The sequence below is a fragment of the Mesorhizobium sp. L-2-11 genome, assembly GCF_016756595.1.
GTDB lineage: Bacteria > Pseudomonadota > Alphaproteobacteria > Rhizobiales > Rhizobiaceae > Mesorhizobium.
The window spans coordinates 1,839,093-1,857,750 of record NZ_AP023257.1 but is presented as its reverse complement, the minus strand read 5'-3'; the positions used below and the strand labels follow the sequence as shown (position 1 = coordinate 1,857,750).

The following is an 18,658-nucleotide window of genomic DNA, read 5'->3' as shown; positions in this document are numbered from 1 at the left end:
TATTGCAAGGTTCGTCGTTCGCTTCTATATGCGGCAAGCCTCGATCGGGGCTGCTGGTTCGGGACATACAATCGCATATGAGTCGCCTCGATAATTTCATCAGCAGGATGACCGCACAGCGCGACATTCTCAATCAAATCTGCCCCGAGGTGGCGAAGATGGAGGGGCTTGTGCTCGAGCTCGGCCTCGGCAATGGCCGGACGTTCCACCATCTGCGCGAGCGCCTGCCCGGGCGCCGGATCGTGGTGTTCGACCGCGAAGTTGGCGCACACGCCAGCTCAATTCCCGACACTGAAAACCTCGTGCTCGGCGAAATACGCGAGACGGCCCGCAAGTTCATTGGCATCGACGCCGCTCTTGTTCATGCCGACATCGGCACCGGCTATGACGATCGCGATGCAGTGACCGCTACCTGGCTTCCTGATCTGATTGCGCGCCTGCTTCGCGTCGGCGGCTTCGCGGTCAGTGGCACGCCGCTCGATCACCCGCTGCTGCAACGCCTCCCGCCGCCGACTTCGGAGCCCGCCGATCGTTATTTTGTCTACAGGCGCGCCTGAGGGGCCGAGACCACCTAAATCTTCAGGGGCCAAATCTTTAGTGGCCAAGTCTTCAGAGGCCCGAGCCATCAGGGGATCGTATAGACGGCTATCTCCCGCTCAATGCCGCGCAGCGAGACCTCGTGGGGCACGGGCGTCAGCGCGTTCCTGTGCAACAGATCGGCGGTGAGATTGTCGTCGACCACCGCACGAGTGGCGAAGATCGCCTGTGCGTTGGCAAGGTTCTGGACCCGCGAAGCAATGTTGACCGTCTGGCCGAAATAGTCCTGTCGCTCGTTCATAGACACGGCGATGCAGGGGCCGGCATGGACTCCGATCTTGAGCAGCAGATCCTCACGCCCGCTCTTGTCGTTGAGCTCACGCATGGCATCGCGCATCCTGAGGGCCGCAGCAATCGCACGATCAGGCGTCGCGAAGGTCGCCATCACCGCATCCCCGATCGTCTTCACCACCGCGCCTGCCTCCGCCGCGACGATCTCGTGCAGAACCTGGAAATGCTCGCGCACGAGATCGAAGGCTGAAAGATCGCCCACCCGCTCATAAAGCTCGGTCGATCCGCGCAAGTCGGTGAACACGAAGGTCAGGCTGGTGATTTTCAGGCGCTGGTCGATGTCGAGCGTATCCGTGCGATAGAGATCGCGGAACGTCTGGTTGGTGAGCAGGCGCTTGGCGGTCAGGAAGGGCCGGCGTTTACCCAGGAGATCATGCAATTCCTGGCCAGCGATGAAGACCGTCGGCAGCACGCGAGTGTCGGTTCTGTTCTCCAGCGAAATGCGCAACGGGCCGGGTTGCATCTCCAGCGTCTGGTTCTGGACATGGTCACGATCGAAGACCAAAGAGAGGCTTCGGCGCTCTTTTGTTGGTTCGCCCTTCGCATCGATGAACTGCGCTGAATGGGTGACCGGCTCGAAGACGATGACGAATTCAGACGGAAGCTGTATGGGCAGAACCGCCTTTTCGCCGGGGGCAAGCTCGATATCCGCCAGCGAGAACGCTTCGATCTTTTTCGCAAAATCCTCTTCCGGCAGATCGACGCCGGACGCCCAGTAGATCTGGCGGTAATATTCCAGCAACGGCAGTTCGTGTGGATTGTGGGCAGCAATCCTGCGCACGCGGGGACTGACGGTGAATGTCACCTCGACCATCTCGTCGAGGGTCGGCGAATAGCCCTCGGAGCACAGCGCGCAGGTGTATTCGTCCTTCTGCAGGGTTTTCAACGTGGCGTTGGTGTCGAGCACGCCGCCACAGCCGGGGCACAGAACATTCCAGGAAATGTCAAAGATGCCCACCCGCGCCGCATGGAGAAAGGCACTTATGGCGCGTTCCTCGTCGAGGCCGTGCTTGCTGGCGAAGGCCGGCGCATTGATGCGACAAAGTTCGCGGTCCCTGCCCTCCGCGATGGTTCGCTTGATCGCGTCGATTGCCTGCGGATCGACATCAGTCGATTGCCGCAGAAGCGAGAACAGATCCTGAGCTTCGTTCATCGTGCAGGCTCCGGGAAACGCGCCCGGAGGCGTCTTTGGTTCCAGTGCTCCATCTTACTTCGAAACGGATCGTACGGCCATTCGAATAGATGGGCCTGGTGACAGTTCAATTTCCGTTCGGCGGATTTTCACCGGCCGCAAGCGGCACTATGATGGGCCATGGGGTATTCATCTTTGGGGGCTTTCTTCCATGCCGGCATCCGACAACCCGCCATTTCCCGCGGCCCTGCGCCTCTTCTCCGTGGCGGTCATCATCGTCCTGATCGTCGGCGCCGGCCTGTTTTTCGCGCCTGAGCTGGTCAAGCCGCGCTGGCCTTGGGCCGTCACGCCGTTCAATGCCCGCTTCCTCGGCGGCTTCTATACCGCCGAAATGGTCGTGATGGCGGCGCTGCTGGTCTGGAATCGCTGGTCACCCGGCCGGCTCGTGCTCGTCATGGCATTCATCTTCACCGCCATCGTGTCGGTGGCTTCGTTCATCAATCTCGGCTATTTCAACTTCGAGCGTAAAGCGCCCTGGCTCTGGTTTTTGGTCTATCTCGCTTCGGTCGCGGTATCCGGGCTGTTCCTGTGGCGGGCCAAGGCCCCTCCTTCTGCAAAAGGCGTGACCTTAAACCCCGTATGGCGCCGCTACATGCCGGTGGAATCGGCGATCCTTGGGCTCTATGGCGTCGGCCTGTTGCTGTTCCCCCTGACATTCGGCAGCATCTGGCCATGGCCGATCGATGCCTTCCATGCTCAGGTCTACAGCGCCATCTTCCTGGCCGGTGCGGGGCGGTACATATCTCGTCTGGACAAGCGCGCCGCGCGAGGAACTGCTGGTGCTCGGCTTGGCGCAGTTTCTGGTTGGCCTGCTTGCCGTCCTTGGCCTCGTTATCACCGACGCTGCAGTGCACCGGATCGACTGGACGGCGACCGGGACATTGTGCTGGCTCGCCCTTTTCGGCTGGATCGGCATCAGCGGCGTCTGCAAACTCTACGCCGCCTCCCGGTATTTTCGCTTGCAATCGGCATAGGTTGCGGAGACGGCTGGATTTTCAGGTGACGTCCGGTGCATCGTGCCGGGCCGATTGCCTTCGCCGGGAAAGCCATGACCAGCACGACCTCGCCATCCTCCGAGAAAATCCAGCCGCTGCTCCGGCCCGTCCGGCTAAGCGATGCGGAGGCGCTTTGCGTTATCTTCAACATGCCGGGCTTCCGCTGGGGCACGCTCAGGATGCCCTTCGAGATGGTGGAGCAGGTGGAGCGGCGCATCGCCAAGTCCGGCCAGGAAACCACCTGGATCGTTGCCGAGTTGGACGGCAAGGTCGTCGGCCATGGCAGCCTGGTCGTGCAGGGTTCGCCGCGCCGCTCGCATATCGGCGAGATCAATATCGGCCTTGACGATGCCTTTGTCGGCAAGGGTATCGGCTCTGCCATACTCGGCGCGCTGCTTGACGTGGCCGACAACTGGCGCGCCCTGAAGCGGGTCGAATTGACCGTCTATGCCGACAACGAACCGGCAATCCGTCTCTACACAAGACATGGCTTCAAGGTCGAAGGCCGGCATGTGAAGGCCGGTTTTACCGACGGCCAGTACCATGACCTCCTGAGCATGGCCCGGCTGCGGTTCTGAGATCCGCTGTTTTGCCTTAACTGTTTAGCCAATCTAACAATCGTGCCGAGTGGCGAACAGGCGATTGCTCATGGAGAACTCAGCTGGATACGGTCAAATTCGCTCACACCATTTTGATCAGAGTTGACAGGGCGGATTCAAGCGGTCGTCGCAACACCGATTGTGTTCACTCGCGACAGCAACTCGTCAAGCGCTTCTGCGGGTGTTTTCCATCCCAGAGTTTTTCTCGGTCGGGCATTGAGGGCCACGGCCACGGCGGCGATCTCGTCGGCGCTGTGGACGCTCAGGTCGGTGCCTTTCGGGAAGTACTGACGCAGCAGTCCATTGGTGTTCTCGTTGGTGCCACGCTGCCATGGGCTTTGCGGATCGCAGAAGTAGACTTGGACACCCGCGTCGATCTTGAGACGATCATGCTGAGCCATTTCGGCTCCCTGATCCCAGGTCAGCGAACGCCGCAACTCTTCGGGCAAGGTGATGATGGTGCGCGTAATCGCGTCACGCACGGCTTCAGCTCCGTGTCCCGCGAGAGCAGGGCCATTCTTCATGCGCGGAGCTTCGCCATGCCCCGCAAGTCGGGGAAGATGCAGCAACATCGTGAAGCGCGTCGTACGCTCAACCAGCGTGCCGATCGCCGAGCTGCCAAGACCAAGGATGAGGTCTCCCTCCCAGTGACCCGGCACCGCGCGATCGACCGCTTCGGCGGGGCGTTGACTGATCATGATCTCCGGCGAGACAAAGCTCTTGCCTCGCCCGCGTACGCGCGCCCTGGGGACCCGCAACACGCGCCCCGTTCTCAAGCAGGCCGACAGTTCGCGGCGTAGCGCTCCCCGGCCCTGAACAAAAAGGGCCTGATAGATGGCTTCGTGGCTGATGCGCATCGTCTCGTCGTCCGGGAAGTCGATCGGCAAGCGTCGGGCAATCTGTTCCGGGCTCCAGGCCGTGGCCCACCGCCGATTCTTTCGCGGGCCATGCCGGCGGCCCTTCCACGAAACGGCGGGACCCGGAACGGGAGCGCCGCTCGGAGTCATGACGACGCCGGCCAGTCTCTGCTCAACATAAGTGCGCAAGGTCGTGTTGAGCGCAAGCTTGGTCGGTTTGGGTCGACGGGCCGATCGCTCGGCATGCCATTGGGCTGTCGATGCACGATACTCCAGGCCACCGCTGCGCGTCGCGGCATTGCGTCGTAGCTCGCGGGAGATGGTTGAGGCGGATCGGCCAAGTTGGCGACCGATCTCGCGTCTCGAAAGGCCTTGAACGCGAAGTAGTGCGATCTCCTCACGTTCCACAAACGAGAGGTACCGCCCGGACGGCGGCTTGCTCGAAGATCTGAACATCGCTGGTGCCATGCCACCCGCCTGTCGGAACAATCTGGTTCCAACAGGCTGCGACATACCAGCAGCCAGCGCAGCATCTTCGCTTGTCATTCCTTGCGCGATCCCCAACCAGAATCGCTGGAGTTCAGATCTCTCCGCCACTGGCGGACGTCCCGGTGACGGCAACGGCGCTCGTCCAGAACGGTGTGATCGTCGCTTTTGGATGCCCATCGCAACCTCCTTCGTTTAGGTGTTGCGACGACCGCTTGAATCCGCCCAGTCTGGGCCGGTCGCATCCAGCAAGTCTGGTCTCGCAAGTCTGGTCTCGCTTGGCGTTTGCACGGCAAGCGGCTAGACGGGACCAATGACCGCCGTCTTTGACCCATCCCCTACGCCTCCGGCGGAGACTCTGGCAGTGCTGTCGCTGCTCTGCCCGGAAGTCGTGCGCGACATCGAACAGAACTGGAATGCACCGGTTTCCGATTACGCCCGCCATCTGTGGCGGCCAGTGGCAAGGCCTGCATCGGGCCCGGCGATCGCTGCCCGCTCGATCCTGCGCGAAGTCCTGCATCAGCGCCTTGGTGTGATCATGCAGCCTGAACAGATCTGCAAGGTCCTCGACGAGTTCGAGTTCAGACCGGTGATTCAGTCCGGCCTGCACTGTCTGCTTCTGATGGACCGGATCACCTTCGATACCCTCCTGCTTGCCTGGCTCGGCGCGGTCGAAAACGGGCTGTCGGCCTTCTTCGGCTTCATGGGAACGACGATGACCATGGAGACAATTGGCCGGGAGGGGCCGGGATGGCTCGATGTCGGTGACGACAAGGTCAACCTGTTTGGCATGGGGCGCCACAAGCTGTGCCGCAAAAGCGCCTGCGTGGCCGGTCCCGTCACCCTCAACAAGCGCGCGCTCGAAGCGGTGGGCGACAAAACGGATGCCAGCCGCTGGCTTGGCACACTGCTTGCCAGCCAGGACAAGGTGTTTGGAACAGCCGCCGATGCGCTGATAGCCCTCAACGAGGATCTGGTCGCCGATTGGGATCGTTCCGGCGCGACCCTGCCGGTTTTCATCGATGATCGGCTCGCCGCGGCTGCCATGGCGCGGCATCTGGAATATGACGGCAGCCTTCTTTCCAGGCTGCTCATTGAGCCCGCAAGGCGTCAGCGTCTCGAACGTGCTTTACAAGCAGCCGCATCGAGCCCGTTTGGCAGATTCCTGCCCAATGCCACGGCCTTTTTCTGGGGCGTCCGCGAGGAGCGCGTGCGCAAGCTCGTCCTCGAGAACGGGCACCTGATCGAGCCTGGCAGGCCGCATGGTCTTTCCATCCGGTTCGAGCGGCCGCATCTCAGGCAGGCGCTGCTGGACGGCGTGCTGCTGCCGAACTTGTTCCTGATGTTCCTCGTCCTTGCCATATTGCCTCGCGTGCGGGTTGTGGGCGGCCTGAGGCAGATTGGGTATGTAGCGCTTTTCCACTCGATCCTGCTGGCTGCACTAGATGAAAACGCGCCGGAAGAGCGCGATCTGGCTGCGGAGCTGCAGGTTCGGGAAAATGCCTGGGGCATGCGGGTCATCGACGAAAAGATCTCGGTCCGCGAGCAGCTTGCCGGCCTGCCGGAAGGGGCGCTCTTCCCGGCCCTGCTCCGGCAATACCGTTTGCGGACGTTTGCCGAGGCGACCGACGACCTGAAGCTGGTTCGCGAAAACGCCCGATGGCGCAAGATCGGCCAGGCAGTGATCAAGGCTAGATGAGCCTACTTCAGATTGATTTTCTGGTGCGCAACCCCAAGCGACGGCGATCTATCGGTGAGCCTCTGGCGTCTGATCCCGCCGCCTCCTTGACGCTGATGCCTTTCGGGATTTCGACGACGGCAGCCGCCTCGATCGGCGGCGCTCTGCCACCGGACCCATACGGATCACTCGATGCCATTTGCGCTGCCGCTTGCCGGTCGACGGCTATCGGTGCATCCTTGTGATAGCTTGGCCGTGACGTGCGTGGCGAGATCAAGCCATCACGGCCTCTGTTGAGGTCTTGTTCGATGGACTGCTCGGGCTGCGGTTTCGAGGTTGAAGGCGGTTATGCTTTCTGTCCGAGGTGTGGCAGACGCCAGCCCGTGCCATGCGCCGGTTGCGGCTACCCCTGCGCACCTGATTTCGAGTTCTGTCCGAAATGTGGGGCCAGCCTCGGTGCGCCCGCAAAAGCCGGCGAACGGCCTGCTCAGACGCCAAGCCGGACCACTTCTCGAACTCCGTCGCTGCTTCCGAACATCGACAGCGAAGATGGGCTTCATCCCGTCTCTGACGCCGATCGCCGGACGGTAACGGTCCTGTTCGCCGACCTTTGCGGCTTCACGACACTCAGCGAGGAGCTCGACCCCGAGGTCATGCAAGCGCTGCAGAACCAGCTGTTCAAGGAATTGACGGCGGCCGTGCGAAACTTTGGTGGTTTCGTCGACAAATTCATCGGCGATGCACTGCTCGCTTTGTTCGGTGCGCCGGTCGCACATGAGGACGATCCGGAACGTGCGCTTCGCGCCGCTCTCGACATGATCGCCCGGACGGCGCGGCTCGGCGACAGCACCCCCCACTCCGGCTCGCCTCTGTTACTCCATATCGGCATAAACACTGGTCCAGTCGTTACCGGCGGATTGGGCATCGGCACCGCCAAATCCTATTCGGTGACCGGCGACACAGTGAATACGGCGCAACGCCTGCAATCGCTGGCCGCACCGGGTGAGGTGCTGGTAGGCGAGCTCACTCACCGGCTGACCCGGCATGCCTTTTCTTACGAGTCGTTGGGTGATGTCGTGTTTCGCGGCAAGGCTGGCAGTGTGCTCGTCCATCGACTGCATGCACCGCTTGCGACGCCTCGCCCAGCGCGTGGGCTCGAGGCGCTCGGCCTCAGTGCGCCGATGATAGGTCGTGGTGCGGAGCTCAATAGAATGATGGCGAGCCTTGACCAGGCGTGCGGCGGCTCGGCCCAACTTGTCCGCCTCGTCGGAGAAGCCGGTATCGGGAAATCGCGGCTGGTGAAGGAGTTCGTCGCCCGCGTCGGCGACGAAGATCGTTTCCGCAACGTCGCCGTGAGGCTGGCCACGTGCTCGCCGCTGGGCGAACAATCATTTGGCGCCTTGGGCGCAGTGGTACGCAGCGCTGCCGGCATGATGCAAAACGACAGTGGGGACGAAGTGCGGGGGAAGCTCGCAGGCTTGCTTGCCGACCTCGGCCTGCAGGGCGAGGAGTCGAAGCGGCTGATGCCTTTGCTCTACCATGTGCTCGGCCTTGGCGATCCCGATGACACCTTGCAGCACGTCGAGCCCGAGCAGCTGCGGCGGCAAATTCTCTACGCAGTCCGCACAATCGTCGAACGGCGGCTTGCGTTGTCGCCGCTGCTGATTGTCGTCGAAGACCTTCACTGGGCCGACGCCGTGTCACTCGAGGCACTGCGTTTCGTGATGGACAGGTTGGAACGCACGCGCTTGATGTTGCTGGTCACGCATCGTCCGGCGCCGGACAATGGCCAGCTCGACTCAAGTCGGGTCAGTAACACAGCGCTCAGGCTTTCGCCGCTCGACAATGATGACGGACGCAGCCTGCTGGCGGCCCTTTTCGGCGAGAGCTGGGTAAACTCCGCAGGAGGGCTTCTCGACCAGATCCTCGAGCGCGCCGGCGGCAACCCGCTTTTTGTGGAGGAAATCGTCCGCGGCCTTATCGATCGCGGTGTACTGATGCGCGAGGGCCAGCGATGGCGGACTGCGGCAGGCGAAGTCGCAACCGACATTCCCGCCACTATCCAGGCAATGTTGCTTGCTCGCGTCGACCGGCTGCCCCAGGAGGTGCGCCGTTTGGCCCAGGAAGCCGCGGTAATCGGCCCGCGATTCGATGCGACGCTTCTGAAAGCCGTGACATCCGATCCCGGCCGGCTGGAAGCCGGCTGCGAACTGCTTTGCGATGCGGAAATCATCGAGGAAGTTGCCGGATCAGGCTCGGTCTCGTCGCAAAGCTACCGCTTTACGCAAACATTGCTGCAGGACGTGATCTACCAGAATATGCTCCTGCAGCGCCGGACTGACATCCACGGGCGGGTCGGGGCTGCCTTGGAGCAACTGTGCGGCGACAAGCCGGAACGGCTCGAGGATTTGACCGTGCTCGGTCATCATTTCGCCCATAGTGCCGAGCGGGAGAGGGGCGCGCATTACCTGCAGGCGGCGGGCGATCGCGCTCGCATGATATACGCCAACGACGACGCCCTTCGTTTCTACGAGCGAGCACTGACTGCATTGGGCACGACCGGGCAAACACCGCTTAAACTGGCAATTGCAGAGCGCATCGCCGATTTGAGCGGCCCGGCAGGCCGCCGCGAGATCGCGCACCTCCACTACGAAACGGTGTTGCAGGCATACCGCGAGTCAGCCGATCATGTCGCGTCGGCGCGAGTTTTGCGTAAGATCGGTCGGCTGCTCTGGGACGTCGGCAAGCGGGACAACGCAGAATACCGTTATGCTGAAGCGGCAGCGCTCCTCGATGGAGCGGATGCCCCGATCGAGCAGGCGCATCTCTGGCAAGAGCGTGGCCGACAGGCGTTCCGCAGCGGAGATCACGCTCTCGCGGCAAAATGGGCAGATGCGGCGCTGGATTGCGTTCGATCCCTGACAACGGAGCATGTCTCCGAGGCAGGGTGTGATGCCACTCTTGTGACCGCCGAGGCACTTAATACCAAGGCTGTTGCATTGGCTCGCCTTGGGCGAAACCGTGAGGCCGTGCGTCAGGTTGAGCATAGCATTGAATTGGCTGAAGCCGCCGGTCTCCTGGGCGCGGCCTGCCGCGGCTACACCAATCTCGGCGTGCTTTACACGACCATCGATCCGGCACGGGCGATGGAGGTCTGTCGGCGCGGTCTTGAACTGGCGCGCCGTATTGGCGACTTGGGTTTCCAGGCGCGCCTCCTAGCCAATCTGGCGGTCGCTTGTTGTACTTTCACGGATCGCTGTCCAACGGAGGGCGTGCCTGCTGCCGAGAAGGCCATCGAGATCGACCGGGCGCTCGACCAGCGCGAGCACCTGCCGGTGCCGTTGATCGTGCTTGCGCAGATCCACCAGTGCCACGGCCGTCCGGAACTGGCGGTTGGCTTGTTCCACGAAGCATTGGACGTAGCCCGCGAAACGGGCGAGCCCCAGCTGCTGTTTCCGTGCTATGATGGTCTCGCAACGCTTAATCTCGACCTCGACAATCTGGTCGAGGCCGAACGCTATTTTTCCCTGGCGCAGGGTGTATGCGCCCAGCACGGGCTCGACCCGGAAGCGCTTGTGGTGCTGCCTTTTCTCGATTAGCCGGGTTGGAGGTGGAAATGTCCGCGCGTAGTGAGTTGGTACCGCTTCAACCGGGCGACCGTGCGCCCAACGTGGTACTCGACGCCATTACCCGGGAAGGCAAGATCGCGCTTGACGACTTTCGCGGACAAAAACCGGTGCTGGTCGGCCTGTTTCGGGGTCTGCATTGTGCGTTTTGCCGGCGCCATATCGCCGCCCAGGCGCGGCTTGATCCGGAGCTGCGCGAAAAGGGCGTGGAGAGCCTGACGGTGGTCAACACGCCGATTGAACGGGCGCGTCTCTATTTCCGTTACCACCCGATACCGAATCTGCTTGCCGCCTCCGACCCTGAACGCGCTTCACATCGTGCTTTTGGACTGCCCAATCTCGAATTCACCGAAAACGAGACGAACTGGCCGTACAAGGTCTCGATGGCAGCGGTAAAGGATATGCGGGTCGACATACCAGGCGAGTTGCCCAGTCCAATGGATCCTATTGCGGCCGGCGAGATCCTGGGCAAGAGGGACCATTACGAAATGACCGAAGCCGACGAGCAGATGATGGCAGTGGGACACGGACAACTGGCCGGTCAGTTCCTGCTGGACCGGCAGGGGATCGTCCGCTGGAGCTTCACGGAGGTTCCAGAGGGTGGGCGATACATGTTCGGGGCGCCAAACCCGCAGGAGGTGATGTCAGCGGTGTCCCAAGTCGTCCAATAGACTTGCGAACGAAGTAAACGGGCGGGACACTGACAAATTCACCGCTCTTCGAGCACGGCCTCGATCTTGGCAACAAAGTCATCGTGTGAGCGATCCCCGCGAATCTCGATACGCGGAAGGTCGATGGGATCGCAATCGAGGCCCGCCGTCCCGTGTCTGCCGCCGAAGCCGATCCGATAGCCGCACTCCTTGGCCAAGCGGCCAAGCCGTCGGTCAGTGACAGAAAAGGGTGCCGCGAACGCGCAGGTTGGCCGACCGGTCCACCGCTCGATGAACATACGAGAGCGCAGGAGCTCGGCGGCCAAGTCAGAGCTCGACAGACCATCGATCGCGCGATGCGTCGCCAAATGGCTTCCGAAGAACGCACCTTCGGCGGCGAGGCGTCGCACCGTCCCGGCGTCCATAAGCGGCGTCGGCGGACCGCTGTAGGCATCCCACTGTGCATTTTCACCTACCAGGTCCGTCACCAGGAACACTTCCGCGGTCAGGTCGTTCGCGCGCAAGATCGGCCAGGCATGGTCGGCAAAGTTCTGGAAGCCGTCATCGAAGGTGATGAGCACTGAGCGGCCAACGAAAGGTTGACGGTTGGCGATGGAGCATTCCAGCTGTTCGGACCCAATCGCGTGAAAGCCATTGGCGCGCAGCCATGCCATCTGGCTGTGGAATGCGGCGGGCGTGAGCCGAAAACGGGCGAGCGCGGCCGGGCCTGCATCGGAAACGCTGTGATACATGAGGACAGGGATACGCTGCCGCCGCTCGCTACGCGCAACGTCGCGGCGCAGGGCCCGCGCCCCGCCCCAGACGATATTTCGCGCGACCCCGATTTCGAGGCGTGCGCGAATTGGGACGTAATCGATTGTCGGTTCCGTCGCGAGGTCGTCCGGTGACTGGCGGCGGAAGCGGTCTATGCGATAGAGTTCGGTCTGGATCGATTGATCGAGGACGAGGCCTTCGGTCGCTGCCAGAGTTTCTGAGATCGCTTGTGCACCGAATGTGTTCCAGTCGAAGCCGGTCCTTTCAACATTGTCACGTAACACGAATGCGTGTGCGTTGATGAAACTGCCGCCAGGCGCCAACGCCTCAACGATTTTTTTGGCGATGCGCCGCAACTCGGCGAGATCATCCAGATAGTAGAGCACTTCCGAACAGACGATCAGGTCCATCTCACCAGGCAGCGTGTCCGCGCAGAAATCCAGTACGCCGAACTCAACATTCGGCTGATAGCTGCATCGCGCGCGCGCTCGCCCGATGGCTACGGCGGAGATGTCGGTTGCGGTCAAATGGCCGACTCGCGGCGCCAGCTGCCGCGTGAAGTGCCCCTCCGCGCAGGCCAGCTCAAGCGCCCGTCCGATCGGACCGGTCGGCAGAATTTCGAGCTGACGCTCATATTTTTCCTGCTCATAGGACGAACCGTAGTTCCAGGGATCCTCGGTCGCGAAATACCCATTCCAGAACGACGTGCGATCCTTGTCGTGCCTGGGCCGTGCGCGGCGCGGCGCCGCAGGAGGCGCCGCAGGTTCGGCGCTCGACCGAACCAGCTCCCGCGCTTGCGCGCCCAATTGCGCGAGTTTGCCAAAGTGGCTGTCCGGATCAGATCCGCGCTCTGCTGTTGCTGACAAGGCCTCGGCTGCGAGCGTGTTTGACATGTCGGCGCCGACGGGCTGTTCCGGTACAGGTGATCGTCCCGCAAACCTTGCCGCACTGTCTACAAGCCGCTCAGAAGCCACGACATTCTGGATCAATTCAATCCAATGATCCCTTGTCACCGTCCCGAGTACGCCGAACTGCACTACAGCCTCGATCTGGCCATCCAGCATCAGATAGGCATAAATTCGATCGATTCCTTCGGGAAGTTCGATCGAGGTCGGATTTCGAATATCGACGCGAATTCCAAGCGTCCGGGCCAGCCTGCGCGGCGCGGCAAGATCGTCGAGGTCGAGGAGCACTTCCTCGAGGTGATATTGGACGCGGCGACCCGCGACGGGATCGCCCCAGACCTTGCCGAGTTCGGTGATCAACAAGGTGAGGGAGCCGCCGAACCTGTCCCACCTGGCAGCCATTTGCGCTGGCGCCGATAGGCTTCCTACCATAAGGCCATCGAGGACCACTTTGGCGATCTCACGCGCCCACTTACGTCCTGCCGGGAGCGCGCGCAGCGTCTGCGGGCTGATCGAGCGGCGCCCGCGGCCGCAATCCGACGCCGCGTTCCACAATGCGAACCACGCGAGTGCTTCGGAAGCGGTGCCGCCGTTCGCCTCGATCGCTCCATTGACGTGAGCCGATGCTGGCTGTTTGACCCTGGGATCAGGAGAAAAGCCGCGGGCGATCACGATTTCCGCATCGGCCAGCATCTGCGTCGAATTGCGGGTGAGCGAGTTGGGGCTGGTCCGACAGAAAGCGAGCGGCTCGTCGACCATCACCCAACGTTTGCCTAGACGTGACAGGCGCTGCCACAGATCCCAGTCCTCGCAGGTGCGCAGCGAAACATCGAAGCCGCCCAACTCGACAATTGTCTTGCGGTCGACGAGCAGCGCGTGAGTGCGGATGGCACACCGGCGGGCGAATGTTTCGAAGGGCTGGATCGCAACCTCCGTCGGGATGCTCGGCGGGGTGAGGTCGCCATCGGGCATCACCCGCCGGGAACCGCAATAGGCGGCGACCGCATCGGGCGCGGCTTCAAGTAGGGCCAGCATTTTCGCAAGGAAGCTGGCGTCCACCCAATCGTCCGCATCCAAAAACATGAGCCAGCGGCCGCGCGCTGTCGAAAGCCCACTATTGCGCGCGCCGGCGGCGCTATACGCAGAAGAGCTCAACGTCCGAAACCGGGCATCGTGCTCCACATAGCCGGCGACAATCGCGGCGGTGGCGTCCGTGGAGGCGTCGTCGACGACGATCGCCTCCCAATCCACTATTTCCTGATCGAGAAGGCAATCGAGTGCGCGCGCCAGCGTTACCTCCGCGTTGTGCGCAGGAACCACGATTGAAACCAAGGGATTATCCGCCACGCCGTCTTACCCGCGCCTGGTTCGAAAGGTAGAACCAGGGTCCCGAAACACAGCCGGCGAATTCCTGCCGAAGGGAACGGTCCTCAGCGACGCTGCGTCCAACCAGTCTCCTGCGAACTCTTCCGAGCCGCCGCGACGCCGCCATTTGGCTGCAGAGCGAGCTTGCTCCTGTCGCGCTACCGATGTTGGAAGCCTGGCGCAGCATTCGCATCCGTGCCGTCGAGCTTGGGCGCCAGCTGTCGCAGATGCCCGTCAACCAAGCATGCCGCATATTCGTGTCGATCCCCGGAGTCGGCGCCATGACCCCAAGCTGCGGTCCCTGGCACCGTGTGAGTGCAATCGCTACGGCAAACTGACGTCTTTTGCAATCGGGGGCGCAGTGCAAGCCCACTGAAGCTTTGGTGTGGATGACTGCAGTTATTGGGGCTATTGCTCCCCTCCTATCGGCCCAAAACGCCTCGATTCCGAGGTGCTTTCTCGAACAGCCATTCTCCGTGCGGAAGAAGACCTTCTTTCTACCATTGGGCCCGCATCGGAAGCTGATCGTCGCAGTATACAGCCGGGTGCGAGACAGTATGCGCACCGCTTGGCCAGCTAATTTAGATACTTCTAATGAATCTGCGCTACTTAGTTGCGCTCCAGTAACTATAGCCTGACATTGTATTACTCATTTCGATAGTAAGATTGCGTCCAATGGTCGATTAGATTAGCCGGTTGTGGCTGCTATCACAAAGGATGCCACAGCGGCACCAATCGGAACTCGTACATTTGCTGCTAGTCCAAGAGATGTAAAAGGGACGCACGAATTGGGATAAGTCAAGAAGATTCCGGCTTGCGAGCCGGGTATTTTGCTGACATGCTTGGGTGTTTTTGGGTTTTGCACTGTGGCAGGTGTTCAAATGAAGGGGCATAAGGATGGCTAAGGAATCTTCGAATACCGCTTCTTCAGCAAGTAAAGCGGACGAAAAACTGATAAGCAATGCAGATGGAAACGGGCTGGGTTTCATGGGGGTCCAGGCTCGCGAGAGCGGGGTCCCCGGCGACGCTGTAGGTGTCGACAAGATACGTGATCTGCTGTTCGGCAACCAGATGCAGGACTACGACCGCCGTTTTTCCAAGCTTGAAGAACGGTTCTTGCAGCGCTTCAAGGATGTCGAATCCGAGGCCAAGCGCAATCTTGAAATGTACGAGTCAAATGCAAAGAAGCAGGTCGAATCGCTCGCGGCGCAATTGCGGAACGAAAAAGATGCACGAGCCGAGGCCGACAAGGAGATTGACCGGAATCTTCGCGAGCAAAATCAGGCGCTTGAAAAGCAGGTGCGCGCGTTGTCGGATCAATTGAGCGAGCTCGAGCGCGATGTCGCGGACCGGATAAATCGAAGCGATCAATTGCTGCGTGAGGAAATCAAGCAAAAGAATGAAAGCATTCAGATGCTGATTGAGAAAATGTTTTCCGATCTCAGCAACGTCAAGACCGACCGAAATCTTTTGGCTGGCCTGTTTGTCGAGGTTGCAAAATGTCTAAATCAGGATCCCGTCGGCAACAAGCACAACTCGGAACGTAGCTGGAAAGTGAGTTGATCGGAACTTGACGTCGACCGTCGACCCAATCAGCCTTCCTCAAAGAGCAGCTTCGAACGATACAGAGATTGATCGCGAGGCTCTGGCTAATCTTTTGGTCGAAATTGCCCGGAACGTCGACCCGGACTATCGTGCGCGTCTCGACAGTGTTCCAACCGCCGATCCTCGCATGGAAACACTGCGCCAGTTGCTGGTCGGCCGCGAAATTTCGGAGCTTTCACGAGTTACGCACCTGCTCGACGAGCCTGAGCAGCTTGCGGCTGCAGTGGGGGGTGTTCTCCCCGGTGCAGCCGCACGTGCGCCTCATGCGCAACTCGGCGAGGCCCTTGCGCCGGCTGTCGAGAGGGCCGTGCAACGGTCCATCCAGAGGAGCCCGCGTACGCTTACGGATATATTGTACCCGGTGTTTCTGCCGGCAATTCGTAAGTCGATCGGGGAAAAGATCGATCAGACCTTTCAGTCGCTGAATGAAACTTTAAGACATATATTTACTTGGCATGGGCTCAAGTGGAGATTTGAAGCTTGGAGAACAGGTGCAAGCTTCTCAGAAGTTGTTCTTAAGCATTCTCTTGTCTATCGTGTAGAGCACGTCTTTCTCATCAACCGCAATTCCGGGCTTTTGATAACGCATGTAGCTGCCGATAACGCAACGAGCGAAGATCCTCAACTCATTTCTTCGATGCTTAGTGCAATTCAAGATTTTGTGAAAGACTCATTTAACGAAAAAGAACAGAGCGGCCTGGACACTATCCGTTTCGGGGAGCTTCGTCTCTGGTCGGAAGTTGGACCGTTTGCGACCTTGGTCGCGGTGATCCGGGGAAATCCGCCAGAGGAATTACATGAAATCGTTCGCGATGTGTTGTTTCGCATCCATGATGAATACTCACAGGCTTTGGAGCAGTTTGACGGCGACAGTTCGCAGTTGGTCGGCATAGAGACGCAGTTGCATTCCTGCGTTGAACTGAAGCAGGAGGACTCAAGCCAGGGATTTCCGTGGCTGGTGGTGGCTGCAGTCCTGCTGGTTTTGATTCCGGCAGGCGTTTGGTTCTTTCTTTCCTGGCAATCCGGGCAACGCTGGCAGGCCTATGTGTCGCGGCTGAGTACCCAGCCGGGCATCATCGTTGCCGAACAAAAGGTGCGCGATGGCCAATTCTATATTTCCGGCCTGAGAGACCCGCTTGCCGCCGACCCGCAGTCGCTGTTGTCCGGAACGCAGGTCGATCCCGCCCGCGTTCATTCACACTGGCAATTCTATCAGAGCCTTCATCCGGAGTTCGTGCTGAAGCGGCTAACCGCGTCGCTGACCCCGCCCAAATCGGTTCGGCTTTCGATCGTCGAGGATCGCATCGTTGCCGAGGGTGAGGCTCCCGACACTTGGTTGGATCGGGCACGCGTAGCGGCCCGACAGCTTGAGGCAGGCGGACCGGTATTCGACATCTCGAAAGTTCGTGATGTGAGCCCCGCAGCACGCGCGGCGGAGCACTGGCAGACTTATGTGTCGCGACTTGAGGCCCAACCGGGAATCATCGTCGCCCAACAAAGGGCGAGTGGCGGGCATTTCTATATCTCCGGCCTGAGAGACCCGCAGGCCGCCGACCCGCAGGCTCTGCTGTCCGGAACAGGGGTTGATCCCGCCCGCGTTCATTCGCAGTGGCAATTCTATCAGAGCCTTGAGCCGGAGTTCGTGCTCAAGCGGCTAACCGCGTCGCTGGCTCCGCCAAAATCGGTTCGGCTTTCGATCGTCGAGGATCGCATCGTTGCCGAGGGTGAGGCTCCCGACACCTGGATAGATCGGGCACGCGCAGCGGCCCGACAACTTTCGGCAGGTGGACCGGTATTCGATATCTCCAGGGTGCGTGATGTGAGCCCCGAAGCACGCGCGGCGGAGCACTGGCAGGCCTATGTGTCGCGGCTGAGTACCCAGCCGGGCATCATCATTGCCGAACAAAAAGTGCGCGATGGCCAATTCTATATTTCCGGCCTGAGAGACCCGCTTGCCGCCGACCCGCAGTCGCTGTTGTCCGGAACGCAGGTCGATCCCGCCCGCGTTCATTCACACTGGCAATTCTATCAGAGCCTTGATCCGGAGTTCGTGCTGAAGCGGCTAACCGCGTCGCTGACCCCGCCCAAATCGGTTCGGCTTTCGATCGTCGAGGATCGCATCGTTGCCGAGGGTGAGGCTCCCGACACTTGGTTGGATCGGGCACGCGTAGCGGCCCGACAGCTTGAGGCAGGCGGACCGGTATTCGACATCTCGAAAGTTCGTGATGTGAGCCCCGCAGCACGCGCGGCGGAGCACTGGCAGACTTATGTGTCGCGACTTGAGGCCCAACCGGGAATCATCGTCGCCCAACAAAGGGCGAGTGGCGGGCATTTCTATATCTCCGGCCTGAGAGACCCGCAGGCCGCCGACCCGCAGGCTCTGCTGTCCGGAACAGGGGTTGATCCCGCCCGCGTTCATTCGCAGTGGCAATTCTATCAGAGCCTTGATCCGAAATTCGTGCTGAAGCGGCTGGTGGCGTCGCTTGCTCCGCCCAAATCGGTTCGGCTTACGATCATCCAGGATCGCATCGTTGCCATGGGTGAGGCTCCTGCCGCCTGGATAAACCGGGCGCGGGTTGCCTCCCAACAACTGTCCGCGGACGGACTCTCTCTAGACATCTCCAAGCTGCTTGAGTTGACCCCTCAGGAACTCACGCATTCGAGGGACGCTATTCAAGCGGTCGACATTTTCTTCGATTCCGGCAAGGCTGTACCGGGACCCGCGCAATTGCCGGTTCTCGACAAATTGGCGAATCAGCTGACGGAATTGGCCAAGGATGCCCGCGAGGCAGGCGTAACGGCACAGTTCATGTTGACCGGCCACTCGGACGCCACGGGCCGTGAGACGGCCAACGTGTCGATCAGCGCCGCCCGCGCGGAGACAGTTCGTGCGCTTCTCAAGAAGCGCGGCGTCGATCCGGAATTGCTCTTGGTTCGCGGCGCGGGCACCTTTGAGCCAGCGGAGACTGAAGATAGCCGAACCGGGAGCTCCGCCAATCGCAGAGTTTCGGTTACGGTAACCTTCCACTAGGGCGGAG

The 18,658-nt window shown here is 60.9% G+C and carries 11 protein-coding genes; 8 read left to right on the top strand and 3 right to left on the bottom strand.

Going from position 1 to position 18,658, the window contains the following annotated elements; translation table 11 throughout:
- The first annotated feature begins 77 nt into the window (after nucleotides 1-77).
- Nucleotides 78-557: a class I SAM-dependent methyltransferase gene (locus JG739_RS08930; protein ID WP_202366146.1), complete on the top strand. Its 480-nt coding sequence runs from the start codon at nucleotides 78-80 to the stop codon at nucleotides 555-557.
- Between the two features lie 68 nt (nucleotides 558-625).
- Here the strand turns inward: JG739_RS08930 and JG739_RS08925 are convergent, their stop codons facing one another.
- Nucleotides 626-2,041: an adenylate/guanylate cyclase domain-containing protein gene (locus tag JG739_RS08925; protein ID WP_202366145.1), complete on the bottom strand. Its 1,416-nt coding sequence runs from the start codon at nucleotides 2,039-2,041 to the stop codon at nucleotides 626-628.
- A gap of 190 nt (nucleotides 2,042-2,231) precedes the next feature.
- On the opposite strand from JG739_RS08925, the gene JG739_RS08920 reads away from it, so the two are divergent.
- A complete protein-coding gene (locus JG739_RS08920) occupies nucleotides 2,232-3,083 on the top strand; it encodes a hypothetical protein (protein ID WP_244749755.1) in 852 nt (283 codons plus the stop codon).
- Nucleotides 3,084-3,128: 45 nt separating this feature from the next.
- Nucleotides 3,129-3,653: a GNAT family N-acetyltransferase gene (locus JG739_RS08915; protein WP_202366144.1), complete on the top strand. Its 525-nt coding sequence runs from the start codon at nucleotides 3,129-3,131 to the stop codon at nucleotides 3,651-3,653.
- A 137-nt stretch (nucleotides 3,654-3,790) separates the two neighbouring features.
- Here JG739_RS08915 and JG739_RS08910 read toward each other — a convergent pair whose 3' ends face one another.
- The gene (locus JG739_RS08910) at nucleotides 3,791-5,197 is read right to left on the bottom strand and encodes an IS30 family transposase (RefSeq protein WP_202363131.1); all 1,407 of its coding nucleotides are present in this window, start codon (nucleotides 5,195-5,197) and stop codon (nucleotides 3,791-3,793) included.
- A 133-nt stretch (nucleotides 5,198-5,330) separates the two neighbouring features.
- On the opposite strand from JG739_RS08910, the gene JG739_RS08905 reads away from it, so the two are divergent.
- From JG739_RS08905 to JG739_RS08895, 3 genes are all read left to right on the top strand, one after another.
- Entirely contained in the window at nucleotides 5,331-6,716 is a 1,386-nt protein-coding gene (locus JG739_RS08905; RefSeq protein WP_202366143.1) for a hypothetical protein, read from the top strand.
- Nucleotides 6,717-7,003: 287 nt separating this feature from the next.
- Entirely contained in the window at nucleotides 7,004-10,294 is a 3,291-nt protein-coding gene (locus JG739_RS08900; protein ID WP_202366142.1) for an adenylate/guanylate cyclase domain-containing protein, read from the top strand.
- Between the two features lie 17 nt (nucleotides 10,295-10,311).
- On the top strand, nucleotides 10,312-10,992 hold the full coding sequence (locus tag JG739_RS08895) for a redoxin domain-containing protein (protein WP_202367384.1): 681 nt from the start codon (nucleotides 10,312-10,314) through the stop codon (nucleotides 10,990-10,992).
- 38 nt (nucleotides 10,993-11,030) lie between these two features.
- On the opposite strand, the gene JG739_RS08890 is transcribed toward JG739_RS08895, so the two are convergent.
- Nucleotides 11,031-13,997, bottom strand: a complete 2,967-nt coding sequence (locus JG739_RS08890; protein WP_202366141.1) for a trifunctional glycosyltransferase/class I SAM-dependent methyltransferase/polysaccharide deacetylase — start codon at nucleotides 13,995-13,997, stop codon at nucleotides 11,031-11,033.
- Nucleotides 13,998-14,912: 915 nt separating this feature from the next.
- On the opposite strand from JG739_RS08890, the gene JG739_RS08885 reads away from it, so the two are divergent.
- A complete protein-coding gene (locus JG739_RS08885) occupies nucleotides 14,913-15,578 on the top strand; it encodes a hypothetical protein (RefSeq protein ID WP_202366140.1) in 666 nt (221 codons plus the stop codon).
- Between the two features lie 7 nt (nucleotides 15,579-15,585).
- Nucleotides 15,586-18,651, top strand: a complete 3,066-nt coding sequence (locus JG739_RS08880; protein WP_202366139.1) for an OmpA family protein — start codon at nucleotides 15,586-15,588, stop codon at nucleotides 18,649-18,651.
- Nucleotides 18,652-18,658: the final 7 nt, after the last annotated feature.

Coding starts and splice junctions, on each gene's coding strand:
- JG739_RS08885 (WP_202366140.1), top strand. CDS start 14,913: ATGGCTAAGGAATCTTCGAATACCGCTTCTTCAGCAAGTAAAGCGGAC.
- JG739_RS08905 (WP_202366143.1), top strand. CDS start 5,331: ATGACCGCCGTCTTTGACCCATCCCCTACGCCTCCGGCGGAGACTCTG.
- JG739_RS08925 (WP_202366145.1), bottom strand. CDS start 2,041: ATGAACGAAGCTCAGGATCTGTTCTCGCTTCTGCGGCAATCGACTGAT.
- JG739_RS08910 (WP_202363131.1), bottom strand. CDS start 5,197: ATGGGCATCCAAAAGCGACGATCACACCGTTCTGGACGAGCGCCGTTG.
- JG739_RS08900 (WP_202366142.1), top strand. CDS start 7,004: ATGGACTGCTCGGGCTGCGGTTTCGAGGTTGAAGGCGGTTATGCTTTC.
- JG739_RS08920 (WP_244749755.1), top strand. CDS start 2,232: ATGCCGGCATCCGACAACCCGCCATTTCCCGCGGCCCTGCGCCTCTTC.
- JG739_RS08930 (WP_202366146.1), top strand. CDS start 78: ATGAGTCGCCTCGATAATTTCATCAGCAGGATGACCGCACAGCGCGAC.
- JG739_RS08915 (WP_202366144.1), top strand. CDS start 3,129: ATGACCAGCACGACCTCGCCATCCTCCGAGAAAATCCAGCCGCTGCTC.
- JG739_RS08895 (WP_202367384.1), top strand. CDS start 10,312: ATGTCCGCGCGTAGTGAGTTGGTACCGCTTCAACCGGGCGACCGTGCG.